Source organism: Bradyrhizobium sp. Leo170, from assembly GCF_004296405.1.
Taxonomy (GTDB): Bacteria; Pseudomonadota; Alphaproteobacteria; order Rhizobiales; family Xanthobacteraceae; genus Bradyrhizobium.
The window spans coordinates 1-26,488 of record NZ_PSRR01000037.1 but is presented as its reverse complement, the minus strand read 5'-3'; the positions used below and the strand labels follow the sequence as shown (position 1 = coordinate 26,488).

22 protein-coding genes are annotated in these 26,488 nt (G+C 63.6%); 8 read left to right on the top strand and 14 right to left on the bottom strand.

From position 1 onward, the window contains the following. Nucleotides 1–14: 14 nt before the first annotated feature. The gene (recJ, locus tag CWO89_RS09610) at nt 15–1,856 is read right to left on the bottom strand and encodes a single-stranded-DNA-specific exonuclease RecJ (protein ID WP_165421073.1); all 1,842 of its coding nucleotides are present in this window, start codon (nt 1,854–1,856) and stop codon (nt 15–17) included. Nucleotides 1,857–2,220: 364 nt separating this feature from the next. Between recJ and CWO89_RS09605 the strand changes: the two genes are divergently transcribed. Further along, nucleotides 2,221–3,315: a methyl-accepting chemotaxis protein gene (locus tag CWO89_RS09605; RefSeq protein ID WP_130578385.1), complete on the top strand. Its 1,095-nt coding sequence runs from the start codon at nt 2,221–2,223 to the stop codon at nt 3,313–3,315. Nucleotides 3,316–3,535: 220 nt separating this feature from the next. On the opposite strand, the gene CWO89_RS09600 is transcribed toward CWO89_RS09605, so the two are convergent. The 5 genes from CWO89_RS09600 to CWO89_RS09580 all read right to left on the bottom strand — a co-directional run bounded on the left by CWO89_RS09600 (nt 3,536) and on the right by CWO89_RS09580 (nt 8,507). After that, nucleotides 3,536–4,255 carry a haloacid dehalogenase type II gene (locus CWO89_RS09600; protein WP_130578384.1) on the bottom strand — a complete coding sequence of 240 codons (720 nt, stop codon included), beginning with the start codon at nt 4,253–4,255 and terminating at the stop codon, nt 3,536–3,538. A 66-nt stretch (nt 4,256–4,321) separates the two neighbouring features. Continuing rightward, complete coding sequence (gene glpX, locus CWO89_RS09595; RefSeq protein ID WP_130578383.1) at nt 4,322–5,320, bottom strand: class II fructose-bisphosphatase; 999 nt, start codon at nt 5,318–5,320, stop codon at nt 4,322–4,324. A 75-nt stretch (nt 5,321–5,395) separates the two neighbouring features. Continuing rightward, nucleotides 5,396–6,715, bottom strand: coding sequence for a homoserine dehydrogenase (locus CWO89_RS09590; RefSeq protein WP_130578382.1), 1,320 nt, complete (start codon nt 6,713–6,715; stop codon nt 5,396–5,398). 80 nt (nt 6,716–6,795) lie between these two features. After that, nucleotides 6,796–8,016 carry an LL-diaminopimelate aminotransferase gene (locus tag CWO89_RS09585; protein WP_130578381.1) on the bottom strand — a complete coding sequence of 407 codons (1,221 nt, stop codon included), beginning with the start codon at nt 8,014–8,016 and terminating at the stop codon, nt 6,796–6,798. A gap of 206 nt (nt 8,017–8,222) precedes the next feature. Further along, nucleotides 8,223–8,507 carry a hypothetical protein gene (locus tag CWO89_RS09580; protein ID WP_130578380.1) on the bottom strand — a complete coding sequence of 95 codons (285 nt, stop codon included), beginning with the start codon at nt 8,505–8,507 and terminating at the stop codon, nt 8,223–8,225. 275 nt (nt 8,508–8,782) lie between these two features. On the opposite strand from CWO89_RS09580, the gene CWO89_RS09575 reads away from it, so the two are divergent. Then, on the top strand, nt 8,783–10,588 hold the full coding sequence (locus CWO89_RS09575; protein ID WP_130578379.1) for a PHA/PHB synthase family protein: 1,806 nt from the start codon (nt 8,783–8,785) through the stop codon (nt 10,586–10,588). Between the two features lie 92 nt (nt 10,589–10,680). Continuing rightward, nucleotides 10,681–11,079, top strand: a complete 399-nt coding sequence (locus CWO89_RS09570) for an MAPEG family protein (RefSeq protein WP_130578378.1) — start codon at nt 10,681–10,683, stop codon at nt 11,077–11,079. Nucleotides 11,080–11,089: 10 nt separating this feature from the next. On the opposite strand, the gene CWO89_RS09565 is transcribed toward CWO89_RS09570, so the two are convergent. The 6 genes from CWO89_RS09565 to CWO89_RS09540 all read right to left on the bottom strand — a co-directional run bounded on the left by CWO89_RS09565 (nt 11,090) and on the right by CWO89_RS09540 (nt 17,142). Continuing rightward, nucleotides 11,090–12,079, bottom strand: a complete 990-nt coding sequence (locus CWO89_RS09565; RefSeq protein ID WP_130578377.1) for an isopenicillin N synthase family dioxygenase — start codon at nt 12,077–12,079, stop codon at nt 11,090–11,092. Between the two features lie 37 nt (nt 12,080–12,116). Then, nucleotides 12,117–13,058, bottom strand: coding sequence for an ABC transporter substrate-binding protein (locus CWO89_RS09560; RefSeq protein WP_394565603.1), 942 nt, complete (start codon nt 13,056–13,058; stop codon nt 12,117–12,119). A 467-nt stretch (nt 13,059–13,525) separates the two neighbouring features. Then, entirely contained in the window at nt 13,526–14,506 is a 981-nt protein-coding gene (gene argC, locus CWO89_RS09555) for an N-acetyl-gamma-glutamyl-phosphate reductase (RefSeq protein WP_130578375.1), read from the bottom strand. After that, on the bottom strand, nt 14,503–15,168 hold the full coding sequence (locus CWO89_RS09550) for an FMN-binding negative transcriptional regulator (protein ID WP_130578374.1): 666 nt from the start codon (nt 15,166–15,168) through the stop codon (nt 14,503–14,505). Before CWO89_RS09550 ends, argC begins: the two co-directional genes overlap by 4 nt. A 325-nt stretch (nt 15,169–15,493) precedes the next feature. Continuing rightward, the gene (locus tag CWO89_RS09545; protein ID WP_130578373.1) at nt 15,494–16,483 is read right to left on the bottom strand and encodes an MBL fold metallo-hydrolase; all 990 of its coding nucleotides are present in this window, start codon (nt 16,481–16,483) and stop codon (nt 15,494–15,496) included. A gap of 128 nt (nt 16,484–16,611) precedes the next feature. Next, a complete protein-coding gene (locus CWO89_RS09540) occupies nt 16,612–17,142 on the bottom strand; it encodes a DedA family protein (protein ID WP_130578372.1) in 531 nt (176 codons plus the stop codon). A 178-nt stretch (nt 17,143–17,320) separates the two neighbouring features. Between CWO89_RS09540 and CWO89_RS09535 the strand changes: the two genes are divergently transcribed. From CWO89_RS09535 to CWO89_RS09520, 4 genes are all read left to right on the top strand, one after another. Then, nucleotides 17,321–17,689, top strand: a complete 369-nt coding sequence (locus CWO89_RS09535; protein ID WP_130578371.1) for a hypothetical protein — start codon at nt 17,321–17,323, stop codon at nt 17,687–17,689. A gap of 140 nt (nt 17,690–17,829) precedes the next feature. Then, complete coding sequence (gene parE, locus CWO89_RS09530; RefSeq protein ID WP_130578370.1) at nt 17,830–19,887, top strand: DNA topoisomerase IV subunit B; 2,058 nt, start codon at nt 17,830–17,832, stop codon at nt 19,885–19,887. A 216-nt stretch (nt 19,888–20,103) separates the two neighbouring features. After that, nucleotides 20,104–20,883 (top strand): outer membrane protein, encoded by a 780-nt coding sequence (locus tag CWO89_RS09525; RefSeq protein ID WP_130578369.1) that lies wholly within the window; start codon nt 20,104–20,106, stop codon nt 20,881–20,883. A 163-nt stretch (nt 20,884–21,046) separates the two neighbouring features. Continuing rightward, nucleotides 21,047–21,817: an SDR family NAD(P)-dependent oxidoreductase gene (locus CWO89_RS09520; RefSeq protein ID WP_130578368.1), complete on the top strand. Its 771-nt coding sequence runs from the start codon at nt 21,047–21,049 to the stop codon at nt 21,815–21,817. Between the two features lies 1 nt (nt 21,818). Here the strand turns inward: CWO89_RS09520 and CWO89_RS09515 are convergent, their stop codons facing one another. Both CWO89_RS09515 and CWO89_RS09510 read right to left on the bottom strand, forming a co-directional pair. Continuing rightward, nucleotides 21,819–23,069: an FAD-dependent oxidoreductase gene (locus CWO89_RS09515; protein ID WP_130578367.1), complete on the bottom strand. Its 1,251-nt coding sequence runs from the start codon at nt 23,067–23,069 to the stop codon at nt 21,819–21,821. Between the two features lie 206 nt (nt 23,070–23,275). Continuing rightward, a complete protein-coding gene (locus tag CWO89_RS09510) occupies nt 23,276–24,745 on the bottom strand; it encodes a caspase family protein (protein ID WP_245475899.1) in 1,470 nt (489 codons plus the stop codon). A gap of 541 nt (nt 24,746–25,286) precedes the next feature. On the opposite strand from CWO89_RS09510, the gene CWO89_RS09505 reads away from it, so the two are divergent. Next, nucleotides 25,287–26,488 (top strand): DEAD/DEAH box helicase (locus CWO89_RS09505; RefSeq protein WP_130578365.1); only part of this gene is annotated, 1,202 nt, incomplete at its 3' end.

Here is a 26,488-nt window from a genome sequence, read left to right as displayed (position 1 = left end):
CCCCGACTGTTTTCTTATCTGATCACCGAAGGCCCCTGATCGGGGACCGCGACGTCGAGCACACGCAATTGCACACGTTCGGTGCCTTGCCAACGGTCGATCGCAAGGGAGCCTGCGACATGGAGCGGCTGGCCGCGATTCTGGATCAGCGCATTGCCGAGCTTTTGGCCGACGGAACGGAAAGCCATGCCGTTCACGATCGCGCCGTCGCCGGATTTGAAGCGCAGCCGCAGATGCGCCTGCCCGACTTCATCGGCATAGACGAGCTGGTGCGCCGGCAGCGCGATCACCGGCTCCGGATTGCCGGCGCCGAACGGGCCGGCGCGGTTCAGCATCGCAGCAAATTCCACCGTTACGGCGCGCGCGCTCACCGCGCCGTCGATGAACAATTCGTTCTCGTGGCGCGAATTGGCGACGTCGGCCGCGAGCACGCTTTCCAGATAGGCGCGGAACTCGGCGAGCTTCTCCTTTCGCAGCGTTATGCCCGCCGCCATCGCATGGCCGCCGCCCTTGAGCAGCAGGCCGTCCGCCACCGCCTGCCGCACCGCCTTGCCGAGATCGACGCCGCCGATCGAGCGGCCCGAGCCGGTGCCGATGCCGCCAGGCTCAAGCGCAATGGCAAAGGCTGGCCTGCCGAATTTCTCTTTGAGGCGCGAGGCCACGAGACCGACGACGCCGGGATGCCAGCCCTCGGCGGCCGTGACGATGACGGAGCCCTTGTCCTCCAATCCGAGCGAGGCCAGCGCCTCCGCCTCGGCCTGCGCTTCAGCCGCCTGCTCGATGACGCGCCGCTCGCTGTTGAGGCGGTCGAGCTCGGCCGCGATCCGCGCCGCCTCCGAGGGGTCGCTTTCCAGGAGCAGCCGCACGCCGAGATCGGCGCGCCCGATCCGCCCACCCGCGTTGATGCGCGGCCCCAGCATGAAGCCGAGATGCCAGGCCTCTGGCGGGCCGTTGAGCCGGGCCACATCCATCAGCGCGGTATGCCCGACATGGTCGCGCCTGCGCAGCGCGATCAGCCCCTTGGCGACGAGGGCGCGGTTGAGCCCGATCAGCGGCGCGACGTCGGCCACCGTCCCGAGCGCGACGTGATGCAGCATGCCCAGCAGATCCGGCTCCGGCAATTCGGGCGTCCAAAAGCCCCGCTGGCGCAATTCCCGGTTCACCGCAACCAGCGTCACCAGCACAAGACCAACGGCTGCGAGATGGCCAAGGCCGGAGAGATCGTCGGGCCGGTTCGGATTGACCAGCGCGTCGACCTCGGGCAGCGCCTCGCCGCATTGATGGTGATCGATGACGACCACGGACATGCCGAGCTGCCGCGCCTCCGCCAGCGGCTCCAGGCTCGTGGTGCCGCAATCGACGGTGACGAGGAGCGTCGCGCCCTTGGCGGCGAGCGCACGCACGGCCTCCGTGTTCGGGCCGTAGCCCTCGAACAGGCGGTCGGGAATGTGGATCAGCGGATCGAGCCCGCAATGCCGCAAGTGCCAGGTGAGCAGCGCCGCCGAGGTTGCGCCGTCGACGTCGTAGTCGCCGAAGATCGCGACCTTCTCGTTACGCACCGCCGCATCCGCGATCCGCCTTGCCGCCGCCTCCATCGCGGTCACGGTGAAGGGATCCGGCATCAATTTGCGGATGGTCGGATCGAGGAAATCCGGCACGTCATCGATCGCGACGTCGCGGCCCGCGAGCACGCGCGCCAGCATTTCCGGCAGTTGGTGGCGCTGCGCGATCGCGAGCGCCCGCGCCGCTCCCCGCGCGTCCAAACGGTCGCGCCAGAATTTGCCCGTGAGCGAGCGCGCCACGCCGAGAAAGGCCAGCGGCATCTCCACAGGCAGGATGGCGGTGTGCAGCGTCATAACGATCCCGACGACGAGTGGCGCTCGCATGAGAGCGAATCAGTGCTGCCATCCTCGACCCTGAGCGGGCGATCGCGAAGCGTTACCAGGCGGTTTTGCCCGCTTTTCGCAGGAGGCGGACGTTGCGGAATTGGCTTGCAGGGGTTGTCGACGCCTTCGCCGGGCGGTGTCAGGAGAGGGATTCACGACAGGAAACAGCGGAGTGCCGAAATAAAGTGCAGTCCCACATAGGTGGCAATTTCGGAAAATTAAGCCGACGTTAGCCGAAATCCCCGAAAAAGGACGCACGTTTGATGTGCGATTTTTTTGGTTCCGTTCCGTCCGCAGGAAGCGGTCAAAGGCTTAATGCAGGGGAAGTCCGCCTATGTCCATCGCGCTCCCGCGCGCGAAATCAATCGCGAGCGAATCGGCGGTCTCACCTGACGTCGACGATGAATCCGACATTTCGGCCCTGATCGCGCGGCTGACCGCGGAGGTCAACCAGATCGCCTGCGAGAAGACCAGGTCGATCCAGAAGATCACCAACCAGATGAAAATGCTGGCGCTGAATGCGCTGATCGAGAGCTCGCGCGCCGGTGCGCAAGGCGCCGGCTTTGCAGTGGTGGCGCAGGAAGTGCGAGGCGTCGGCCAGCAGGTCGAGACCATCGCGCGCGAACTCGAGACGCAACTAACGCGGCGCACCGGCAGTCTCATGAGCTCGATCGAGCGCATGACCGACCGCTCGCGCGGCGAGCGCATGGTGGACCTTTCGCTGAATGCGATCGAACTGATCGACCGCAACCTCTATGAACGCACCTGCGACGTGCGCTGGTGGGCGACCGATTCCGCCGTCGTCGACTGCGCCGCATCACCGCAACCGGCAGTGGTCGCACACGCTTCCGAGCGGCTTGGCGTGATCCTTTCCGCCTACACCGTCTATCTCGATCTCTGGCTTTGCGATCTCGAAGGCAATGTGCTCGCCAACGGGCGCGCCGATCGCTTCAAGGTGATCGGCCAGAATGTCGCGGCTACAAAATGGTTTCGTCAGGCGCGCGACCTGCGCTCGGGGGACGATTATGTCGCCGGCGACGTCGAGTGCCAGCCGCTGCTCGGCAATGCCCAGGTCGCGACCTATTGCGCCAGCGTCCGCGAAGGCGGCAAGGCCCATGGCAAACCGACAGGCGTGCTCGCGATCCATTTCGACTGGGAGCCGCAGGCGCGCGCCATCGTCCAGGGTGTACGCGTCGGCGCCGCCGACAAAGCGCGCGTGCTGCTGATCGATTCCAATTTCCGGGTGATCGCGGCGTCCGACGGCAAGGGCCTTCTGACCGAGCACGTCTCGCTGTCGCTGGGCGGCCAGCGCAGCGGCTTCTACCACGACCGCTCCGGCGCATTGGTCGCCTTCCACGCCACGCCGGGCTACGAGACCTACAGGGGTCTCGGCTGGTACGGCGTCATTCTCTGCGGGGCGGCTTCCTAGACGAGTGCTGCAACCCAGCGCGTTGCTGTGCGCCCCTCATGGTGAGGAGCCGCACCGCGGCATCTCCGGACGATGCTTCGCATCGCCGGGAGAACCATGAGGCCCCACTGTCACCCGCGGCCATCCTTCGAGACGCGGCCCTGAGGCCGCTCCTCAGGATGAGGACCTTTTGCGTGGCGGGTTCCTCTTAGGTTTTCCGCTGCGTTCTTCTCGCGACGAACTAGCAGCCCATCCGATCGGCGATCGCGCCAAAGTCCTTGGCGACGATGTCCCAGTCGCCGGTTGCTTCGAAGTCGACTTTCTGCAGCGGGCCGTATTCGGTCGGACGCGCCACAAAGGCAGTCTTCAGGCCGTTCTGTTGCGCATGCTTGAGGTCGCCGTTATGCGCGGCCACCATCATCACCTGCTCCGGCGGCAGGCACAACAATTTCGCGGCGCCGAGATAGGTTTCCGGATCGGGCTTGTAGTGCTCGAACAGTTCGGCCGACATGATGAGGTCCCAGGGGAGCCCTGCGAACTTCGCCATGTTGGTCAGCAGTGCGACATTGCCGTTCGAGAGCGGCGAGATGATGTATTTCGTCTTCAGCCGCGCCAGCCCCGCCACGCTGTCGGGCCAGGGATGCAGACGGTGCCAGCCCATCGTCAGGTACTGCAGGTCGGCTTCCGTCAATCCCTTGATGCCCTGCTGCTCGACCAGCTTCTCCAGCGAGCGGCGGTGCAACACGTCGAGGATGACATAGCCGTGTTCGGGATGTTTACGCACCTCATCCATCGAGGCGACATAGACCGCGCGCCAACCGTCAACGAGGGCGGTCCAGTCGGCTTCGATGCCGCGCGTCTTCGACCAGTTCGTGAAGTCGTTGATCAGGCTGGTGCGCCAGTCGACAACGGTGCCGAACACGTCGAACACCAACGCCTTCACCGCCGAAAGATCGGCCATGCTCGCCTCCCGTTTTTCTTGTCATTCCGGGGCGCGCATCAGCGCTCCCCGGAATGACGGCTCACTTCAGTCGAGATGGAACTTCTCGAGCTGGCGGTGCTCCGCCTTGATGTAGCGCACGGTGCCGGTGACCGAGCGCATCACCACCGTCTCGGTCTCGATCGTGTCCTTCTTGAACTTCACGCCTGTCAGCAATGAGCCCGTGGTGACGCCGGTGGCGGCGAACAGACAGTCGCCACGCGCCATGTCCTCGATGCCGTAGATCATCTTCGGATCGGTGATGCCCATCTTCTGCGCGCGCTCGCGCTTCTCGTCGCTGTCGAGGATGAGGCGGCACTGCATCTGGCCGCCGATGCAGCGCAGCGCTGCCGCGGCCAGCACGCCCTCGGGCGCACCGCCGGTGCCCATGTAGATGTCGACGCCGGTTTCGTCCGGGTTGGTGGTGTGGATCACGCCGGCCACGTCGCCGTCGGTGATCAGGCGCACGGCGGCGCCGGTCGAGCGGATGCTCGCGATGATGTCGGCATGGCGCGGACGGTCGAGCACCAGCGCTGTGATCGCCGATGCCGGCACGCCCTTGGCCTTGGCGAGCCGCTGGATGTTGTCGGCCGGCGACGCGTCGAGTTCGATCACGTTCTTGGCGTAGCCCGGACCGATCGCGATCTTTTCCATGTAGACGTCGGGCGCGTGCAGCAGCGTGCCGCCATCGGCCATCGCCATCGTGGCGATCGCGCCCGGCATGCTCTTCGCGCAGAGCGTGGTGCCTTCCAGCGGGTCGACGGCGATATCGACCTTCGGCCCAGCATTGAGTCCGACTTTCTCGCCGATGAACAGCATCGGCGCCTCATCGCGCTCGCCTTCGCCGATCACGATGGTGCCCTCGATCGGCAATTTGTTGAGTTCGCGGCGCATCGCGTCGACGGCGGCCTGGTCGGCCGCCTTCTCCTCGCCGTGGCCGCGCAGCCGCGCGGCCGACACCGCCGCCCGCTCCGTTACCCGCACGATTTCGAGCGTGAGAATGCGCTCGAGCAAGAGTTGCGGCGGGACGGAAATATGGGTCGACATCTCTGCACTCCTTCAGCCTTCGGGCCCCTCGCCCGCATTCAATCATCTAACGTAGAGGGCGTTCGCTATCGCACACTAATTTTTCTCAATTCGGATCACCTGCGGGCGACCACTGATGACCCTGTCGCGCTGCACGGCCTTGAGCGCCCGGTGAACCGCGTCTTCACTGGTCGCATAGGTAATCAGAATGACCGGAACCGGTGAAGCTTTTTTGGCCGAACCGTTAACATCACCGCCATTGCGGTGGCGCTGCACGATCGATTCCAGCGAAATCTTCTGTTCCGCGAGCCGCGTTGCGATGGTCGCGGCGGTGCCGGCGTGGTCGCGGGCCAGAAGGCGGATGTAATATCCGCCTTCATGGCGCTCCATCGGCGCCTTTGTCGTGGCGCGTAGGCTGTCGACCGGCCGGCCGAACGGCGTTGCGCGGATGCCGCGCGCGACGTCGGCTATATCGGCAACAACGGCGGACGCGGTCGCCGCCCCGCCTGCCCCCGGCCCGACCAGGGTGATCGGCGGAATGCCCTCGCCGTCGATCGTCACCGCGTTGGTGACGCCCATCACTTGGGCAATCGACGAAGATTTCGGCACCATGGTCGGATGCACGCGCTGCTCGATGCCCTTTGCGGTTCGCACCGCAACGCCGAGCAGCTTGACGCGATATCCGAGTTCCTCCGCCGCACGCAGGTCTTCGGGCGTGATCGAGGAAATGCCTTCGACATAGACAGCGGTTTGCGCGACCTTGGTGCCGAAGGCGAGGCTCGCCAGGATCGCAAGCTTTTGTGCGGTGTCGTGTCCGTCGACATCGAAGGACGGATTGGCTTCGGCATAACCGAGCCGCTGCGCATCCTTCAAACATTCCTCAAACGACAATCCCTCATGCTCCATCCGCGTCAGGATGTAATTGCAGGTGCCGTTGAGGATGCCGTAGACGCGGTTGACGCTGGTGCCGGAGAGCCCCTCGCGCAGCGTCTTGATCACGGGAATCGCCGCGCCGACCGCGGCCTCGTAATTCAGTGCGCCACCATTCTGCTCGGCGGCCTTGGCAAGCTTCAGCCCGTGCTTGGCGATCAGCGCCTTGTTGGCTGTCACCACCGACTTGCCGGCCTTGAGCGCGGTCTCGATCGCCGAGAAGGCGGGATCATCGGCGCCGCCCATCAACTCGACGAAACAGTCGACATTGGAATCCTCGGCCAGCGCCTGCGGGCTTTCGACCCAGTCGATACCGCGCAAATCGAGCCCGCGCTTCTTCGCCTTCGACCGCGCGGTGACCGCGACGACGCGCACGCCGCGACCGCTGCGCGCCGCCAAGGCGGCTCCCTGCTGCTCAATCAGGCGGACGACTTCGGCGCCAACGGTGCCGAGCCCCGCTATGCCCACTTTCAGCGGTGCGACCATCGAGAAGAAACCTGCCGGAGGACTTTATGACCTAAGCATGATCTGATCCGAAAACCGGATTCCACTTTTCGGGATCATGCCTAGCGCCGGTTGGCGAGAGGAACCACGTTGTGCAACGTTTCGATGCCGCTTTCAAGGAAGCGGCGCACACCGCGCGCGGCCTGGCGAATGCGTTGCTCGTTTTCCACCATTGCGATGCGGACAAAGCCTTCGCCGTGCTCGCCGAAGGCAACGCCGGGCGACACCACTACGCCGGACTTCTCCACCAAGAGGGTTGCGAACTGCATGCTGCCGACATCCTCGAACGCTTTCGGCAGCGGCGCCCAGGCGAACATCGAAGCTTGCGGCGGCGGGATATCCCAGCCGGCGCGGCCGAACGCCTCCACCAGCGTGTCACGCCGCCGGCGATAGGTCTCGCGCATCTCGCGGATACAGTCGTCCGGCCCGTTCAGCGCCGCGGTCGCGGCCACCTGGATCGGCGTGAAGGCGCCGTAATCGAGATAGGATTTCACCCGCGCCAGCGCCGCGATGATACGCTCATTGCCGACCGCAAAGCCCATGCGCCAGCCGGCCATCGAATAGGTCTTCGACATCGAGGTGAATTCGACGGTGACGTCCATCGCGCCCGGCACCTGTAGCACCGAAGGCGGCGGATTGTTGTCGTCGAAATAAACTTCGGCGTAAGCGAGATCCGACAGGATGAAGATCTCGTGCTTCTTCGCAAAGGCGACGAGGTCTTTGTAGAAGTCGAGATCGGCGACATAGGCCGTCGGGTTGGAGGGATAGCAGACCACGAGCGCGAGCGGTTTCGGGATCGAATGGATGATCGCGCGCTCCACCGACTCGAAGAATTGCGGCGTCGGCTCCGACGGCACCGAGCGGATCACCCCGCCCGCCATCAGGAAGCCGAAGGCATGGATCGGGTAGCTCGGATTCGGGCACAGGATGACGTCGCCGGGCGCGGTGATCGCCTGCGCCACATTGGCAAAGCCCTCCTTCGAGCCCAGCGTCGCCACCACCTGGGTGTCCAGATTGAGCTTCACGCCGAACCGCCGCGCGTAATACGCAGCCTGCGCCTTGCGGAGACCGTTGATGCCGCGCGAGGCCGAATAGCGGTCGGTCCGCGGCTTGCCGAGGGTTTCCTTCACCTTCTCGATCACATGGGGCGGCGTCGGCAGGTCCGGGTTGCCCATGCCCATGTCGATGATGTCGGCCCCGGCATTGCGCGCGGCTGCCTTGGCCTGGTTGACCTTCTCGAACACGTAAGGCGGCAGACGGCGAATGCGATAGAACTCTTCCATGGGACCTTTGCTCCGACGACCGGCACGGCAGAATCGCGGACGTTTGCGCGGTTTGCCGCAACCAAGCCCGGTTTGGCCCGGAAATTACGCCCAATCAATGACTTAGAGCGTTTCCAGACGCAAAATCTGGGCTCGGCGACCGGATATGCGGTTGAATTGAGGTTCTTTTAGCATGTAGCGGTGGCAGCGCCAGCGATTCCGCCCCGTCACTTACCGGCGTTCTGCGCGGCTGCAGCCTGGCGGTCGCGGGCCGCCTTCAACTCGGCCTCGATCTTGGCCTGCTCTGCCGGCTTCATCGGCGCCTCCTCACGATCCGGCGGCATGTCGTGCACTGGGAGATAGCCGCCGGCCTCCTTCGGACGCGCCGGCGCATCGGCTGGCACCCCGACGCCGGGAAGATCCGCGATCGACGTGGAGCAGCCGCCAAGCGCAACCGCGGACGCGAGCAGCGCGCCGACCGCGAGCAGCCTTTTCATTCGATCGATACGCATACGTCCGGAAGTCCCCACTTGCCGGTAACTAATCACTGGTACGAGCCTTGCAGCGACAAATCGTCTGATCGCTTCGGCCCTGCCCTAACCGTTCAAACCATTGTCGCCCGAAACGATTAAGTCGTGAACAACAAATCCGATTGATGCGGCTTCAATGTGTCGGAACTGGGAGGAATTTGTCGCAGTGCAACAATGCGAAAACCTAGAGAAATCCTACATCTTCCTTGCCGCACCGCGCGATGACGCGGCTCAATTGAAGCGATAGTGTCCATTGCATGAGCGACGTTAACCTCGAAACCCAGGCCACAAAGAAGTTCGACGGCGAAGCCTTCGCAATGAACATTGCGCGTGCGCTGGAGAGCTCCGGCCAGGCGCTTGCAGCCTATCTGAAGCCGCGTGAGAACGCTGACATCAAGGACAAGGCGGGAGGCGAGTTTGCGGAGGTGATCAAGACCTTCACCGCGGTCGCCGAATACTGGCTCTCGGACCAGGATCGGGCCGCCGACTTGCAGACCAAGCTCGGCAAGGCCTATCTCGACCTGTTCGGCTCGGCCGCGCGCCGCATGGCCGGCCAGGAAGCCAAGGCCGCGATCGATCCGCCACCGCGCGACAAGCGCTTCGCCGATCCGGAATGGCGGTCGAACCAGTTCTTCGACTTCATCCTGCAACTCTATCTGCTCACCGCGCAATGGGCGCAGGAGCTCGTGCGCAACGCTGAGGGGGTCGATCCGCATACCCGCAAGAAGGCCGAGTTCTACGTCCAGCAGATCACCAACGCGCTGGCGCCGTCGAATTTCGTTTTGACAAATCCGGAAGTGCTGCGCACCACGATGGAGACGAACGGCGACAACCTCGTTCGCGGCATGAAGATGTTGGCTGAGGACATCGAGGCCGGCCACGGCACGCTGCGGATCCGCCAGTCCGACCCGACCAACCTCGCGGTCGGCGTCAACATGGCGACCACGCCGGGCAAGGTGATCTATCAAAACGAATTGATGCAGTTGATCCAGTACTCGCCGACCACGGAGACGGTGCTACGCACGCCGCTCCTGATCGTGCCGCCATGGATCAACAAGTACTACATCCTCGATCTCAGGCCGGAGAAGTCCTTCATCAAATGGTGCGTGGACCAGGGATTGACCGTGTTCGTGATCTCCTGGGTCAATCCCGATCGCGAGCTCGGCAAGAAGACCTTCGCCGACTACATGACCGAGGGACCGCTGACCGCGATGGACGTCATCGAGAAGGTGACGGGCGAGATGAAGGTGCACACCGTCGGCTATTGCGTCGGCGGCACCCTGCTTGCCGCGACGCTCGCCTGGCTCGCCGAGAAGCGCCGCGTGCGCGTCACGTCGGCCACGTTCTTCGCCGCGCAGGTCGACTTCACTCATGCCGGCGACCTCCTGGTGTTCGTCGACGAGGACCAGATTTCCGCGCTCGAGCGCGACATGGAGCAGCGGGGCGTGCTCGAGGGCAGCAAGATGGCGATGGCCTTCAACATGCTGCGCTCTAACGACCTGATCTGGTCCTATGTCGTCAGCAACTATCTGAAGGGGCAGCCGCCCACCTCGTTCGACCTCCTGCACTGGAACTCCGACGCGACGCGGATGCCGGCGGCGAACCATTCCTATTACCTGCGCAACTGCTACCTGGAGAACCGGCTTTCCTCTGGCAGCATGGTGCTGGACAACACGCTGCTCGATCTCTCCAAGGTGAAGGTGCCGGTCTACAACCTCGCGACCCGCGAGGATCACATCGCGCCGGCCGAGTCGGTGCTGTACGGCTCGCAGTTCTTCGGCGGGCCCGTGAAATATGTGCTGTCCGGTTCCGGCCATATCGCCGGCGTGGTCAACCCGCCTGCGGCCAACAAGTACCAGTACTGGACCAACGACAACATCAAGGACGCCAGGCTTTCCGACTGGCTGAAGAGCGCCAAGGAGCACAAGGGATCGTGGTGGCCCGATTGGCGCGAATGGCTGGAAAGCATCGATGCCGAGGCAGTCCCCGCGCGCGCTGTCGGGTCTGAGGCGCTGCCGCCGATCGAAGAAGCCCCCGGCAGCTATGTCCGGGTGCGCGCATAGCGCGATGCGCGCCGCTTCGGTATAATCAAGCGTCCACTTGGAGCAGAAAAATCACGCTCCAGACGGGACGCGGATCAATCGAGGGGAAACCAATGACGCGTGAACTGTTCTGGCTGACGCTGACGGTGATTCTGACCGGAATATTGTGGATTCCCTACATCATCAACCGCTGCCAGGTCCGCGGCCTCGCCGGCGCGATGGCCAACCCCTCGCGCGGCGACAAGCCTCTCGCCGACTGGGCGAACCGGCTGATGTTCGCGCATGACAACGCGGTCGAGAACCTCATCGTTTTCGCGCCGCTGGTCCTGATCCTCAATGCAATCGACTATTCCACCAAATGGACCGTGCTCGCTTGCGCCGTCTATTTCTGGTCGCGCGTGGCGCACCTGATCGTCTACACGCTCGGCCTGCCGGTGTTCCGCACCCTCGCCTTCGTCATCGGCTTCCTCGCGCAAGCCGTGCTCGCGCTGGCGATATTCAGGGTGCTCTGATTGCAGTGCTTCACGGCTGTGGCCTGGCCTCGGGCTTCATGCTCAAATCCATGGATGCCGTCAGCTTGGCGCGAATGTAGTCGCCAGCCAACACGGGCTCGTACAGCGCGGGATGCTTCGCATCGACGCAAGTCGGGAGGCAGGCGACTTCGGCCGACTCGTTCGGTCCCGTGAAGGCCACCATGGACAGGCGCGCGGTCGAGCCTGTGAGGCTGCGATCGGGGTTGGATACCCGATGCAGCGTCGAGCGCCAGCGGCCATTGGTCCATCGCGACATCAGATCGCCGACATTGATCACGAAGGAGTTCGGGACGACGCCAACCTCGCTCCATGTCCCGTCGCGATCACAGACCTCGAGGCCGCCCGGCGCCTCGTCCTGCCGCAGGATGGTCAGGCCACCGTAGTCATGATGGGCGCCATAGCGCAATTGACCCGGCGCAGGCGGTTGCGGCTGATCGGGATAATGTACAAAGCGCAGCGTGATCGATGGATCGGCATACGAGGACGCGAAATAGTCTTCTGGCAGATCGAGGGCCAACGCCGAAAGACGCGTGAGATGAGCGGTGAGCGTCATGATCTCGGCCGACCAGGCTTCAACCAAGTCTCGAAGCCCGACCGGACTGGCGGGCCATATATTCGGCCGGCCGCTGTGGGCTGCCCGGTGTGGAGCCGCAAACACCAGGGCCTCGCACAGGTCAGGCGGCGTTTCGCCCGACAGGGTCTTGGCGACACTCTCGATTCCGATCGGCAGATAGCCGCGCCCCTTGGTCTTCTCGGGTGCGGCATTCTGCAGCTTCGTCGCCATGGGCTGCGCGAAATAGTCCTTCACAGCGCCATAGGTGTCGCTCGCGAGCTGTTCCGGCACCCCGTGCCCGACCACAACGGCGAAACCGATGCTTTCGAACGCATGACCAAACGCCAGTCCGACCTTCTGGCGGGCCGCAGCGTCACCGTGGACGAAGGGAGCTATATCGACGATGGGAAGAGTCATCTGAGGCATCGAAATCTCTCGGCAAACATACCAGGGGGTCGAGCGGTCATTTGGTGTTGCTGAATCGCAGCGTGTAGGCGGATCTCACGTCGAGCGTTCTCGGATAGACTCCTGCCGTGGCGAGCGTGTCGAAGAAGCGGGTCCAGCGTTCGTCCGTCATGGCGCCAATCCCCAGCCTGTCGGCATCGCCCCCAAGGACAAGCCCGCGCTTGCGCATCTGATCGAGCTTGAAGCGGAACAGTTCCTCTCCGCCGGTTGGATTGACGGCGAGGATAGCTTTCATGGCCGGTGTGGCGTCACCCGTCATACATTCTTCGAACCCCTTTCGGGTTGCGTCGACGAAGGCCTGAACGGTGTTGGAATGACCTTCAATATAGGCGTCGGTGGCGAAGATCGTGGTCGCGTAATTGTCGTAGCCATAGTCGGCAAGCAGGATCGATACGGGCGGTGCAGGCAAGGCCTTGCCGAGCAGCAAGGCGTCTTCGGTGATATAGCCTTGCTGCACGGCCTTGGGATCGGCAAGAAACGGCGCAGCCGAATAGCTGTAGGCCGCCAGCTGATCATCCGAGAAGCCGAACTTGGCTTTCAGGAATTGCCAGAATTCGTTTCGTGAGAACTGGCCGATCATGATCCGCCGGTCCTTCAGGTCCTGCAGGGTGGAAACGCCCTGGCCTGCATGAGCCACCAGCGTCTGCGGGTCCTTCTGGAAAAATGCCGCGACCGTACGGGCCTTCACGCCCCGATTGACCAGATTGAGCGTTGTGAAACTCGACCCCATGCCCATGTCGATTTCGCCGGCAGCGACCATGAGGGGCATATTGACGTTTGGATTGCCGGGACGAAGTTCGACGTCGAGGCCAGTGTCCTTGTAGTAGCCCTTCGCCTGGGCCTGGAAGAAGCCACAGTGCTCCCCTTGTGGCACCCAGTTTAGGCCGTAAACAACCTTATCGAGCGCCTGGGCTGGCGAACCCATGACCGACAAGGCCATCGCACAGATAGTAAGACACTGTTTCATGAGTGTAGCGGTCCGCATGCCTGCCCCTTTGGACTGGAAGTGATTCAGCCGACCGTCGGGGCGCCATCGTCGTCACCACAACGGCAAGCTGAGCCTGCGAGCCAGCTTCATCTCCGTGTTTGCGGAGCGCTCGGCGACCACTGGATTGCAAGGCAACAGGAAGTCTTGCACCGCAAAGCGTTGCGTACGAGCATCATTTTTGCGCATTGTGTTCGCAAAAAGCGTACGCAGACAGGATACGCCCTGTGCGCGCCAGCCATCGGATCGCGGACGAGCGCCCTCATGTGCGGCGACTGACTTCATCCAGTTTCCTGGTGAGCCTGGAGCGCGCCCCGATTGCGCCGCTCAGCGCCGATGGTCCAACGTCGCTCCGGCAGAATGCTGAGCGCATCGCTGCGCGAAGCGCTCAGCATGACAGAACAGTGCCGCCCGCTTCAGGCTTAGGCCTCAGCGAGCCCCAGCATCAGCCGCATGTTTTGCACCGCCGCGCCCGAGGCACCTTTGCCCAGGTTGTCCAGGCGCGCGACCAGCACCGCCTGATGGTGCTTGTCGCTGGCAAAGACATAAAGTTCGAGCCTGTTGGTCTCGTTCAGCGCCTCGGGCTCGATCCGCCCGCTCTTGGCGGCCTCGTTCTCAAGCGGCATGACCGAGACGTAGCGGCTTCCGGCGTAGCGTTCCGCCAGCGCAGCGTGGAGGTCGGCCGCACCGGGCTTGCCCGGCAGTGTCTCAAGCTGCAATGGCACTGACACCAGCATGCCCTGCCGGTAGTTGCCCACCGACGGCACAAAGATCGGCCGGCGCGTCAGCCGCGAGTAAAGCTGCATCTCCGGCACATGCTTGTGCTCGAAACCGAGACCATAAAGTTCGAAGGCTGGCGCGGTGCCGTCCTCGAAGCTTGCGATCATCGACTTTCCGCCGCCGGAATAGCCGCTGACGGCGTTGACGGTGACCGGGTAATCCGCAGGCAGCAGGCCGGCGTCGACCAGCGGGCGGAGCAGCGCGATCGCGCCGGTCGGATAGCAGCCGGGGTTGGAAACCTTCCGAGCGGTGCGGATCTTGTCCGCCTGATCCGCCGCGAGCTCCGGAAAGCCGTAGGTCCAGTCGCTGGCAACGCGGAACGCCGTCGATGCGTCAAGCACCCGGGGTGCCGCGGCGCCCATGCTGTCGATCAACGCAACGGTCTCCTTCGCGGCATCGTCCGGCAGGCAGAGGATCACCAGATCCACCTCCTCCATCAGCGCGCGCTTGGCGCCTGCGTCCTTGCGCTTTTCTTCGGCAATGCTCTTCACCACCACGTCATTCTGCAGCCGAAGCCGCTCGTTGATGCCGAGGCCCGTTGTTCCACTGGCACCGTCGACAAACACGGCGGGCTTGGCGGCGCTGCCGACGGTCGGGGATGGCTTGACGTCAGAGAGGCTCATGGCTCGCTCCTTTCGAGCTTGTTCGGTTCACTTGCAAAGGCCTGCGGCCGCGCTTGGCGCATCAGATGCGCAATCTGTTGCGCGCCTGCATCGGTCTGCGAAGCGAGCACGCTCGCCACCGCTGCGTAGTCGGTTTCGGATTTGTGCTGGTTGAGCTTGAAGCTACCCTCGACCTCTTCAACCGTCATCTCAAGACCCACGATTGCCTTCTTCATCGCCTCGAGCCGTGCGGCGGTCATCTTCGATGACGTCCACGGCTTCTTCGGCAGCAGCCTGTTCTCGAACTTGGCGCTGAGCGTATCGATCTGCACCGCAAGCTCGTCATCCGACAGCGGCCGTACCGGACCGCTCAGATGCACAGCCTGATAAAGCCAAGTCGGCACCTGATCGCGTGAGACATACCAATCCGCCGACACATAGGCATCCGATCCGGTGACGGCCAGCAGCCAGGACGAAGTCCCCGCAAGCTTTATCAGCGGATTGTGACGGGCGAGATGAAACACCGCGCGCGGCGTCCCGTCCGCGCCATAGGACAGGTAGAACGGCAGCGGCGAAGCGATCGGCTTGGCGCCGTCCCAGGCGCAGACAAGGCCGAACCCGCGCGCTTCCGCAAAGGCGAGACTTGCGGCGCGGTCGGGCTTGAACGGCGGTGGCGTATACATGTCGAACTCCGGAGGTGGCTAGGAGCCGCCAGACCGACCGCGTTTCTTTTCTTGGGAAAGATGCCGCGGGAGGTGATCCGGCGGCAGAGGCGATGATCTTAAACGCAGACGACCGCCCATACCGCGCAAGCGCGGCTGCGGCGGGCGATGAAATTGGTCGCAGCATGGATCATGCGTGAGGCTATAGGGGTGCGGGGCCTGATCGTCAAGGCGCAACGCCGTCAATCCGGGGCGACGCGGTAGCGTCGAACCCGGAATCTCCCGCCGCAACTTCCGGGTTCGCGCGCTAAAGGCGCACGCCCCGGAATGACGAGCGTGGGGCCATTCAGATCACGGGATTCCACGGCACCGGGATCACCCGATAGCCATTGCCGTCCTTCTCGACATTGGCGAGGCCGGGGAATGGATAGTGGAAGCCCTGCAATTGCAGCTTCTCGGCGGCCACCATGTCGTAGACCCGGCGACGGGTCTTCTCGGCCATGTCGGCGTCCTGATCGAAGAAGGCGTGCCAGCCCGGATTGGTCGCGAACGGATTCGGATTGTTGGTGACGTCGGACTGGATGAATACCTTCCCTGAACCCGACGACAACACGTAGGAGGTGTGACCCGGGGTGTGGCCGGCGGTCTCGACCGCGAGCAGTCCCGGCGCGACCTCCTTGCCCCATTCGTAGGGCGTCACCTTCTTCTGAAGGCTCGCCTCGAAGATGCTGCGGTTGTTCTTGAAAAGATTCTGCATGCGACCGGCCGGAGCGCGACTCATCTCGCCATCGTCCATCCAGAACTTCCACTCCACGGCAGGCACCAGCACCTCGGCGTTCGGAAACGCCGGCGTGCCGTCCGCCGTCAAGAGACCATTCACATGGTCGCCGTGGAAGTGGGAGATCACGACCATGTCGACCGCCTTGGGATCGAATCCCGCCGCCGTCATATGGTCGATGAACAATCCGTTAGCGCCTTTGCTGCTGACCTTGCCCGTGGGGCCGTTGCCGGTGTCGAGCACGATGAGCTTGCCGCCGCTGTTGATCACGAGCGGGGCGAAATGGATCGTGAAGACATCACGCGGCAGGAACGCCTTTTCCAGTGCCGCGTTCACTTCCTCCTTCTTCGCATTGGTGATGAAGGAGTCTTCCAGCTTGAAAACGTTCTTGCCGTCGGACACCACGGTGACCTGGATGTCACCGACCTTGTAGCGGTAGAAGCTCGGCGCCTGCTTGTCCGCGAGCGGCGCCGCGGCCTGTGCGGGAATGTTCGGCAACAGCGGCGCAGCAGCAATAGCGGCTGCGCCCGCGAGGGCGTGACGACGTGTGATTTCCATGATGCTCTCCCAGTGAAACGATGACCGCGGTAATTCCGCGTTGGCTTCCTGCAAGGACCCAATCCACCGAAAATGGAGCGCCCGGTATCGACGGGGCTAACCCCCGCCTCGGGCGCTTATTCCACGTCTCACACCGTTCGCCACAACCACTCGGCGATGTGCGCCATCACGTCCCCGAACAGCAGCAGCACCGCCGACCACACCAGCGCGGAGATGAAATTGGCGATCTGGAATGGCCAATATGACATCTCGAAGATACCGGCCGCGAGCGGAACCGAGGCGCGCAAGGGTCCAAAGAAGCGGCCAATGAAGATGCTGGGCACGCCCCATTTGCGCACGAAGGCTTCGCCGCGCGGCAGGATCTCCGGATAGCGCGATAGCGGCCACATCTGCGCGACCTTTTCCTTGTAGCGGTAGCCGAACCAATAGGAGACCCAGTCGCCGAGTGCCGCGCCGATGCCGCCGGCGATCCAGACCGGCCAGAAGCTGATACCACTCACCCCGATCAGCGCACCGATCGCGACCAGCGCGCCCCAGGCCGGGATCAGCAGCGAAACGAACGCGAGCGACTCGCCGAACGCCAGCACGAGCACGATTGGCGCGGCCCAAACCTGGTGGTGGCGCACGAAATCGGCCACGGCACGCGCAAATTCTTCCATATAATGAACGCCTTCCCCGCCCCGCTCTGGTGGCTTGAACCTTTCTGCGGGCTCATAGCCTAAGGACAGGTAAGCCAGCCCCTTGCGTGACAATCAAGTCACAAAGCCGAAGGAAGGGGCGTGATTTCAGGTCCCGGCCCCAAGGCCGCAGCGTTTTCCCACAGGATGAGGTTTTTTGATGATTGGATCGTTGATGATGTGCGTGAGTGCCGTCGTTCTACTGCTCGGGATGCTGGGCGGCATTGCCATGGGCATCCAGCAAAATTTCACCCTGGCGCCGGCGCATGCCCATCTGAATCTCGTCGGCGGCGTGCTTTTGTTCCTGTTTGGGCTCTATTACCGCCTGATTCCGGCCGCCGGGGCGACGATGCTGGCCCGGATCCAAGGCTGGATGCACATTCTGGGCGCGATCCTGTTCCCCGCGGGCGTGGCCGTCGTGCTCCTGAAGGGGTCCTCGTTCGAGATCGCCCCGGTCGTGGGCTCATTGCTGGTGGTCGGCTCCATGGCCCTGTTTGCCCTGATCGTGTTCCGCACCTCGCGCGCCTGATCGAGAGTTCCTACCTATTTCTGTGACCGCCGGGCGAGGCATCGATTGCCGCTGCCCGGGCGGTCACTTTTTAAGCCTATCCGTGTCATAGTCAGAATGACTGATTCGCTGCGCGCTGTTTGCGCAATCTATGAAGAGCCATGTCCAAATCACTGAAATCCGCTGCAAAAACCAAATCCAATGACGACCTGTTCGCCGGTGCCGAGCCTAAAGGTCGAGCGCCGCTGAAGGTCGCTGCGCGCTCGGGTTCCGCTGAGGCTGACTATACCGCTGCTGATATCGAGGTGCTCGAAGGGCTGGAGCCGGTCCGCCGGCGGCCCGGCATGTATATCGGCGGCACCGACGAAAAGGCGCTCCACCATCTGTTCGCCGAAGTCATCGACAACTCCATGGACGAGGCGCTGGCGGGGCACGCCACCTTCATCGAAGTGGAGTTGACCGCGGACGGTTTCCTGACGGTCACCGACAACGGCCGCGGCATCCCGATCGATCCGCACCCGAAATTCCCGAAAAAGTCCGCGCTTGAAGTCATCATGTGCACGCTGCATTCGGGCGGCAAGTTCGACTCCAAGGTCTATGAGACCTCGGGCGGTCTGCACGGCGTCGGCATTTCCGTGGTCAACGCCCTCTCCTCGCGGCTCGAGGTCGAGGTGGCGCGCGGCCAGAAGCTCCACCGCATGACGTTCGAGCGCGGCCATCCCAAGGGCAAGCTCGAAGACCTTGGCAAGGTCAGCAACCGCCGCGGCACGCGCATCCGCTTCAAGCCCGATACCGACATCTTCGGCGCCAAGGCCACGTTCAAGCCGCAGCGCCTGTTCAAAATGACGCGCTCAAAAGCGTATCTGTTCGGCGGTGTCGAGATCCGTTGGCATTGCGACCAGGAGCTCTTGAAGGGCGTTGAGGATGTGCCGGCGGAGGCAACCTTCCACTTCCCCGGCGGATTGAAGGATTACCTCGCCGCCGCGATCCATGCCGACACGCTGGTGCATCCGGACATCTTCTCCGGCAAGTCGGGCCGCAACGGCGCCCACGGCGCCTGCGAATGGGCGGTGGCTTGGACGGCGGATGCCGACGGCTTCCTCTCCTCCTACTGCAACACGGTTCCGACCCCCGATGGCGGCACCCATGAATCCGGCATGCGGAGCGCACTGTTGCGCGGCCTGAAGGACCACGCCGAGCGCGTCGGCCAGGGCAAGCGGGCTGCGTCCGTGACCTCGGAAGACGTCATGGTCGGCGCGGCGGTCATGCTCAGCGTGTTCGTGCGCGAGCCGGAATTCCAGGGCCAAACCAAGGACCGGCTGGCCACGGCGGAGGCCCAGCGCATCGTCGAGCAGGCGATCAAGGATCCGTTCGATCACTGGCTGTCGGGCAATCCGGTGCAGGCCAACCGGCTGCTCGATTTCGTGATCGACCGCGCCGAGGAGCGGCTGCGCCGCCGCCAAGAGAAAGAGGTCGCGCGCAAGACCGCAGGCAAGAAGGCCCGCCTGCCCGGCAAGCTCGCCGATTGTACCGACGCCGGACTTGCAGGTTCCGAGCTCTTCATCGTCGAAGGCGACTCGGCCGGCGGCAGCGCCAAGCAGGCGCGCGATCGCAAGCTGCAGGCCGTGTTGCCCCTGCGCGGCAAAATCCTCAACGTCGCCTCTGCCGGCAAGGACAAGCTGATGGGCAATGTCCAGCTCAGCGACCTCGTGCAGGCGATCGGCTGCGGCACCGGCGCGCATTACCGCGAAGAGGATCTGCGGTATCAGCGCATCGTCATCATGACCGACGCCGACGTCGACGGCGCCCATATCGCGTCGCTGCTGATCACCTTCTTTTACCGCCAGATGCCACGGCTGATCGACGAAGGGCACCTCTATCTGGCGGTGCCGCCGCTCTACAAGCTCACCCACGGCTCCAAATCGGTCTATGCCCGCGACGACGCGCACAAGGACGCGCTGATCAAGAGCGAGTTCAATGCCAACGCCAAGGTCGAGGTCAACCGCTTCAAAGGCCTCGGCGAGATGATGCCGGCGCAACTCAAGGAAACCACGATGGACCCGGCCAAGCGCACCATGCTGCGGGTCGTTCTGCTTGCCGACGACCGCGAGGGCACCGCCGATTCGGTTGAGCGATTGATGGGCACCAAGGCCGAGGCGCGGTTCGCCTTCATTTCCGACAAGGCTGAATTTGCCAGCGACGACCTGCTCGACGTCTAGTCATCGCCTTCCAGTCTAACCCTATGTACACGCGGCAGATTTTTGATCCTGCCGCGGTACGCAGGCCGCTCCGGGCCGAAGAGTACCGGAGCGTTTTCAGGCGAGTGTGCCTGTCCCGCAACAGCATTCCTGGTTGAAATAGCTATAGTTTGTGCAGCTACGGAATGGAATCGACGCAGCCGTCAGGCGCTCGTCATGCAAGTTGGGGATTTGGACATGAAGAAATTGGCGCTCGCTGTGGCCGCGGTTGCAGCACTGACGGGGTCGGCCTCGGCGGCTGATCTTGGCGCTCGGCCGTATACGAAGGCGCCACCGCCCGTTGCACCGGCCTATAACTGGACGGGCTTCTACGTCTTTGGCGGTGGCGGCGGCGGTCTGTGGAACGCCGACAGCAACATTGAAACCACCGCTGGTGGGATTCCGCTGTCGCGCGACACGCGGCTCGGTGGCGACGGCTGGTTCGGTACCGTTGGTATCGGTTACGACTGGCAGTTCAACGGCCGGTGGGTTGCCGGCGTGTTTGCCGACGGCCAGTTCGGCAGCCTTCGCGGTTCGCTGACCGATCCAATCGGCAATATTGAGGGACGCCAGAAGCTTCGGACCAGCTATGCGGCTGGTGTGCGCCTCGGCTATCTCGTTGCACCGAATGTCTACTCCTACGTCAACGGCGGCTATTCGGGCTCGGAATGGTCGAGCACGGCCATGAACGACCTGGCCGGGAACCCGACCGGAGTCACCACTCCTTCCTTCCGTCGTGATGGCTGGTTCGTCGGTGGCGGCGTTGAGAACAACCTCGACATCTTCGGCATCAGCGCACCCGGCTGGTTCATGAAGACCGAATACCGCTCCGCGTTCTACGACCGCATCTCCCTACCGGAGTCGTTCGTTGGTGTGCCGACGGGAATTTCGACGACCTTCAAGCCATGGGTGCAGACCATCAGCACCTCGATCGTCTACCGCTTCAACTGGGGCACCCCGTTCGTCGCCAAGTACTGATCTCTGCTGAACTAGCAGGCAGAAGCCCCGGCATTGTCCGGGGCTTTTTTGCGTCTGCGGCTGGCGCTCGTTGCAAGGCTGGCACGTCTGCGACATCCAGGGCTGGCAAAGGCGCGCCCGAGTCGGCATCTTCCCCCAATCTCAACAGAAGCGGAAAATAACAATGGGAACGCCCCTCTTCGACCTTACTGGCAAGGTTGCGATCGTCACCGGCGGCAATGGTGGAATCGGACTTGGAATGGCGCGTGGGCTGGCCGATGCCGGCGCTGCGATCGCCGTCGTCGGCCGCAACGAAGAGAAGTTGGCGGCCGCGGTCGCCGAACTCCAGCAGCGCGGCGGCAAGGCCGTTGCAGTCGCCGCCGATGTGACCGACGGCAAAGCCGTCGCCGACATGGTGGCGCGCGTCGAAGCCGAGCTCGGGCGGATCGATATCCTCGTCAACAACGCCGGCATCAATATCCGCAAGCCGCCGCATGCGCTCGATATCGGCGAATGGGATAGCGTGATCGCCACCAACCTCACCAGTGCCTTCCTGTGCTCGCAGGCGGTCTATCCGGCGATGAAAGAGGCCGGCGGCGGCAAGATCATCAATATCGGCTCGATGATGTCGATCTTCGGCGCCAGCTTCGCGCCGGCCTATGCCGCCAGCAAAGGCGGCATCGTGCAGTTCACGCGCTCCTGTGCCTGCGCCTGGGCGGCCGACAACATCCAGATCAACGCGATCCTGCCCGGCTGGATCGACACCGACCTGACCCGGCGCGGCCGCAGCGAGATCGCCGGGCTGCATGAGCGGGTGCTGGCGCGCACGCCGGCGGCGCGCTGGGGCGATATCGGCGATCTCTCAGGGATCGCGGTGTTCCTCGCTTCGCCGGCTTCCGATTTCATCACCGGCACCGCCATCCCCGTCGATGGCGGCTATTCGATCATGGGCTGATTCAGGAGAGCGCGGGCGACTGCACATGTTCGGGGCGCACGCCGATCCCGACGAAGCGCGCGGTGATGCCCTGCAGCCAGGGTATGGCGGTGACCAGCCGCACCACTAGCGGAACCTTGACCGGCTGGCCGGCTGGCCCGAGCGCAGCGCTGATGATCTTGTTCTGCACGATGGTCTGCATCGTCTGAGTCATCTTCATCGGAAATTCGCGCCGCTGACGCACCGCGTCGAGTTCATCCTCGGTCGGACAGCCGCCCGCAAGCTTTGCCGCCAGCAGATTGGCGGTCGCGACCGCGTCCTGCACCGCCAGGTTGACGCCGACGCCGCCGACCGGCGACATCGCATGCGCGGCGTCGCCGATGCAGAGCAGCCCCGGCAGCGTCCAGCGCTTCAGGCGATTGATCGCAACCGTCAGAAGCTTCACGTCGTCCCAGCCTTTGACATCGGACATGCCGGACTTCAGGATCGGCGCCAGCCGCACCACGTCATCCAGCAGCGCCGCAAGTCCCCTCGCCTTGACGGCGTCGTATTGTCCCTTGGCGATGACATAAGCGCATTGCCAGTAATCGCCGCGGTTGAACGTGACCATCATTTTGCCGGGCTCGACGCGCGCGAACAGGTTCTCGTTTTCGTCCGGCCGCCGCCCGACGCGGAACCACAACACGTCCATCGGCGCGCCAATCTCCTCGACCGCAAGGCCGGCGCGCTCGCGTACTGTGGAGTGACGGCCGTCGCAGGCAATCGTCAGATCGGCCTCGATGTCGAGCGCCCCCTCCGGCGTCGTCGCCCTCACGCCGGCGACCGCTTCGCCATTGCGGATCAGATCGATCGCCTCCGTGCTCATCAGCACCTGCAGCGAGGCGAAACGCCTGCCGTTCTCACGCAGGAAGTTGAGAAAGTCCCATTGCGGCATGAAAGCGATGAACGGGTATTTTGCGTCGACGCGGGAGAGATCGGCGATCCGGACCTTGGTGCCGCCGAACATCCCTTCGAGCTTCTGCAATTCCTGGTGCGGCAGCTTGAGGAAGCCGTCGATCAGCCCGAGTTCATCCATCACCTGCAGGGTCGAGGGATGCACGGTGTCGCCGCGAAAGTCGCGGAAGAAGTCGGCGTGCTTCTCCAGCACCACCACATCGATGCCGGCGCGGCCCAGGAGATAGCCAAGCATCATGCCCGCCGGGCCGCCACCGACGATGCAGCAGCGCACCTTTATCCGGCGCGCTGACGGGTGCTGCGTCACGTTGTCGACCATGATCTGTCTCCACGCCGCATCGATCTTCACGTCGATTGTAGTGTAAGCATAGCGTCCGAGACACGCTCAATTTGATGAAATCGCTCTCCGCCGCCGTGCCCCGCGAACGCGGGGCATCCAGTATGCGCCAGCCTCTCCATTAAACTCAGGCGCCTCTGCAATACTGGATCGTCCGGTCAAGCCGGACGATGACGAGAGAGACGAGCTTAGCGGCGGAACGTCTTGATCTCCGACACGCTGCCGTCGCGATAGGTGAGCTCCACCGAGACCGACTTGGTCTGCGGCGCAAGCTTCAGATAGGGCTGCGCCTCGTGCGGGATCACGCTGGGGTCGCGGGCATCGCAGGGCGGCATCTTCAGCACCTTGTCCGGCACCGCGCTGTCGATACCGACGCGCGCCTCGCGGATCGCGCAGCGATAGGACATCAGATGGGTGTAATAGACCAGGAGCCCGTTGAACTCGCGGAACGACAGCCAGCTCGTCGCAGTCATGTCGAGGATCTTGCGCTGGTCGCGGATCAATGCCGCTTCGGGGTCGAACCGGATCGGAAACGGCCCTTGCATCTCGCCTGCCGCATCGACATAGCGGACCTGGATGGTGCCGGCCGGCGCATCGGCGGCCAACTCGATCGACGGATTGGGCATCCGCTTGCGGGTGCGCGGATCGAGTGTATCGATGAACCCGGTCTCGCGGAAATCGCCGCTGTCGCCCATCCGCCAGGAGATTCCGAGCGCAGGGTCCGCGAGCGAGAACACCACCGTCCAGCCGCCATTATGGCGGGAGAAACTTGCGATCGGCGCGTTGACGGAATCGTCCTTCGGAATGCGCGGCACCGAAACCGGCGGCAATGCTGCAAGCTTCTGCGGTGCCTCGGCAGCTCCCGCCATATCCGGCCCTTTCGCCATGCCGTTCAGGAACACGTCGTCCACCATCTGGTCGAAATAGACCGGGATCTGCTTGTGCCTGATGGTCTCGGCCGCCTCGCTGACCAGACGCCGCGTGTGCTGGGCGACCTGGACGAGATTCTTGCCGGGCTGCAGCAACTCCTTGGCGAAGGTACGGGTGAACACCGAATTGGGATTGGTATCGTCGTTCGACAGCCGATCGAGGGCGGTCTGGCGCGGGCCTGCCGAGAACACCGAGAACACGCCCTCCGGCAACTGCGTCATCGGCGCCAGTCCGCCGCCGCCGGCGACTGCGCGCGTTCCCGGCCGCTCGAACGGATTATTGCGGCAGGCGTCGAACACCAGGATCGAGGTGCGCGCCTTCTTGTTCTGCAGGCGCTCGACGATGCGGTCGGCGAGAACAGAGGCGTCGCGCACCAATTCTTCCTGGCCCTCGGTCGCCGCCGGCACGTCGGTCGGCAGCAGGAAATTCTGGCCGGCGATCTCGAAGCCATGGCCAGCATAGAAGAAGAACGCGGTGTCGCCGGGCTCGATCGCCTTGTCGAAGGCGAGCAGCGTCTCGGAGAATTGCTGCCGGTTCTGGTTCTCGGCGATCATCACGGAGAAGCCGAGCTGCTTCAGCGTGTCCCCCATGGTGCGGGCGTCGTTGACCGCCTTTTGCAGTTTCGGGACGTTTTTGTAATCATTGTTGCCGACGACCAGCGCCACGCGCTTTTCCGCACGCGCCGGCGCGGCGAGAGTTGCCGATGCCAGGGCAATGCCCGCGACCATCAGAACTCTCGAAAGAAAGCCAGCCATTCTCTGCCCCGTCTCACTAGATCATGATCCGATTAGACGGAATCGGATCATGATCTCATCTCTTTGTTTGAGCATGATCTCCGCGCAAACGCTTCGCGTTTGTCGCGAGGGAAAACCGGTTTCCACTTTTCCGGATCATGCTCTGGGCGCCCCGTAACGCGCGACCGTCGATGCCATAGTCGGTACACCGCCCCAACCAACCGGTTCAGTGTACGAGGTTTCGCGCTCCGTCAGTACCGCCCCGCCGTTTGACGGCCAAATGACAGCTCGCCCGTTATTTGTGCGAAAACATTAAGCTTTTTCGGCCATTTAGGCGGTTCCCAGATTGACTTTGGCGATTTCGAACCTATGTTCCGGTCAACGCGGCCTTGGATCGAAACGCGATTCCCTGAGTTTGCCGCCCGTCAGCGTCAGTCAGAGCCCCCGAGCTTTTTTGAGAAGCGCGCCGTTTCGGGGCGAAACGCGGCAGCCTTTTTACCCTCGATTCCGAACGGCGGTGTCGACAAGAGGCTCAATGTCTTTTTCCAATCTCGGCCTTTCCGACAAGGTCTTGGCTGCCGTAGCGGCCACCGGATACACCAATCCCACGCCCATCCAGGAACAGGCGATTCCCCACGTTCTCGCCCGCCGCGATGTCCTCGGCATCGCCCAGACCGGCACCGGCAAGACCGCGGCCTTCGTGCTTCCGATGCTCACCATCCTCGAGAAAGGCCGGGCCCGGGCAAGGATGCCACGGACCCTGATCCTCGAGCCGACGCGCGAGCTCGCCGCCCAGGTGAAGGAAAACTTCGACCGCTATGGCGCCGGCCAGAAACTCAACGTGGCGCTCCTGATCGGCGGCGTCTCGTTCGGCGACCAGGACAGCAAATTGACCCGCGGCGTCGACGTCCTGATCGCAACCCCCGGCCGGCTGCTCGACCATACCGAGCGCGGCGGACTATTGCTCACCGGCGTCGAGCTGCTCGTGATCGATGAAGCGGACCGCATGCTGGACATGGGCTTCATCCCCGATATCGAGCGCATCTGCAAACTAGTGCCCTTCACCCGACAGACGCTGTTCTTCACCGCCACCATGCCGCCGGAAATCCGGCGCATCACCGAGGCCTTCCTCCACAACCCCGTGAAGGTCGAAGTCTCCAAGCCTGCCACCGCCGCCGTCACCGTCACGCAATCGCAGGTGCCCGCGGGGCGCGAGCCGCACCAGAAGCGCGAAATCCTCCGCCGCCTGCTGCGCGGGGCCAAAGATCTCAACAACGCGATTATCTTCTGCAATCGCAAGCGCGAAGTCGCCGTTCTTCACAAGTCGCTGCAGAAGCACGGCTTCAGCGTCGGCGCGCTGCACGGCGACATGGACCAGTCCGCCCGTACGGCCGCGCTCGATCAGTTCCGCAAGGGCGAGCTGCCGCTGCTGGTCGCTTCCGACGTCGCCGCCCGCGGCCTCGACATCCCCGCCGTCAGCCACGTCTTCAATTTCGACGTCCCCCATCATCCCGACGACTACGTTCACCGCATCGGCCGCACCGGCCGCGCGGGCCGCACCGGTACCGCAATCTCGATCGTCACGCCGCTCGACACCAAGTCGGTCGCTGCGATCGAGAAGCTGATCGGCCAGCCGATCCCGCGTGCTGAAGGCGACTTCACAATTCAATCGGATGAGAACGAGACCGACGAGCAGCCGCGCGAGGCGCGGCGGCGCGACGGATCGCGCGAGCGCAG

Bases quoted from the DNA above. Each gene is read 5' to 3' on its own strand.
- recJ (WP_165421073.1), bottom strand. From the start codon at position 1,856: ATGACGCTGCACACCGCCATCCTGCCTGTGGAGATGCCGCTGGCCTTT.
- CWO89_RS09590 (WP_130578382.1), bottom strand. From the start codon at position 6,715: ATGGTCGCACCGCTGAAAGTGGGCATAGCGGGGCTCGGCACCGTTGGC.
- CWO89_RS09580 (WP_130578380.1), bottom strand. From the start codon at position 8,507: ATGCGTATCGATCGAATGAAAAGGCTGCTCGCGGTCGGCGCGCTGCTC.
- CWO89_RS09575 (WP_130578379.1), top strand. From the start codon at position 8,783: ATGAGCGACGTTAACCTCGAAACCCAGGCCACAAAGAAGTTCGACGGC.
- CWO89_RS09545 (WP_130578373.1), bottom strand. From the start codon at position 16,483: ATGGAAATCACACGTCGTCACGCCCTCGCGGGCGCAGCCGCTATTGCT.
- CWO89_RS09515 (WP_130578367.1), bottom strand. From the start codon at position 23,069: ATGGTCGACAACGTGACGCAGCACCCGTCAGCGCGCCGGATAAAGGTG.
- CWO89_RS09585 (WP_130578381.1), bottom strand. From the start codon at position 8,016: ATGGAAGAGTTCTATCGCATTCGCCGTCTGCCGCCTTACGTGTTCGAG.
- CWO89_RS09600 (WP_130578384.1), bottom strand. From the start codon at position 4,255: ATGGCCGATCTTTCGGCGGTGAAGGCGTTGGTGTTCGACGTGTTCGGC.
- CWO89_RS09510 (WP_245475899.1), bottom strand. From the start codon at position 24,745: ATGGTCGCGGGCATTGCCCTGGCATCGGCAACTCTCGCCGCGCCGGCG.
- CWO89_RS09560 (WP_394565603.1), bottom strand. From the start codon at position 13,058: ATGGCCTTGTCGGTCATGGGTTCGCCAGCCCAGGCGCTCGATAAGGTT.
- CWO89_RS09520 (WP_130578368.1), top strand. From the start codon at position 21,047: ATGGGAACGCCCCTCTTCGACCTTACTGGCAAGGTTGCGATCGTCACC.
- CWO89_RS09540 (WP_130578372.1), bottom strand. From the start codon at position 17,142: ATGGAAGAATTTGCGCGTGCCGTGGCCGATTTCGTGCGCCACCACCAG.
- CWO89_RS09570 (WP_130578378.1), top strand. From the start codon at position 10,681: ATGACGCGTGAACTGTTCTGGCTGACGCTGACGGTGATTCTGACCGGA.
- CWO89_RS09535 (WP_130578371.1), top strand. From the start codon at position 17,321: ATGATTGGATCGTTGATGATGTGCGTGAGTGCCGTCGTTCTACTGCTC.
- CWO89_RS09605 (WP_130578385.1), top strand. From the start codon at position 2,221: ATGTCCATCGCGCTCCCGCGCGCGAAATCAATCGCGAGCGAATCGGCG.
- CWO89_RS09550 (WP_130578374.1), bottom strand. From the start codon at position 15,168: ATGTATACGCCACCGCCGTTCAAGCCCGACCGCGCCGCAAGTCTCGCC.
- glpX (WP_130578383.1), bottom strand. From the start codon at position 5,320: ATGTCGACCCATATTTCCGTCCCGCCGCAACTCTTGCTCGAGCGCATT.
- parE (WP_130578370.1), top strand. From the start codon at position 17,830: ATGTCCAAATCACTGAAATCCGCTGCAAAAACCAAATCCAATGACGAC.
- argC (WP_130578375.1), bottom strand. From the start codon at position 14,506: ATGAGCCTCTCTGACGTCAAGCCATCCCCGACCGTCGGCAGCGCCGCC.
- CWO89_RS09565 (WP_130578377.1), bottom strand. From the start codon at position 12,079: ATGCCTCAGATGACTCTTCCCATCGTCGATATAGCTCCCTTCGTCCAC.
- CWO89_RS09525 (WP_130578369.1), top strand. From the start codon at position 20,104: ATGAAGAAATTGGCGCTCGCTGTGGCCGCGGTTGCAGCACTGACGGGG.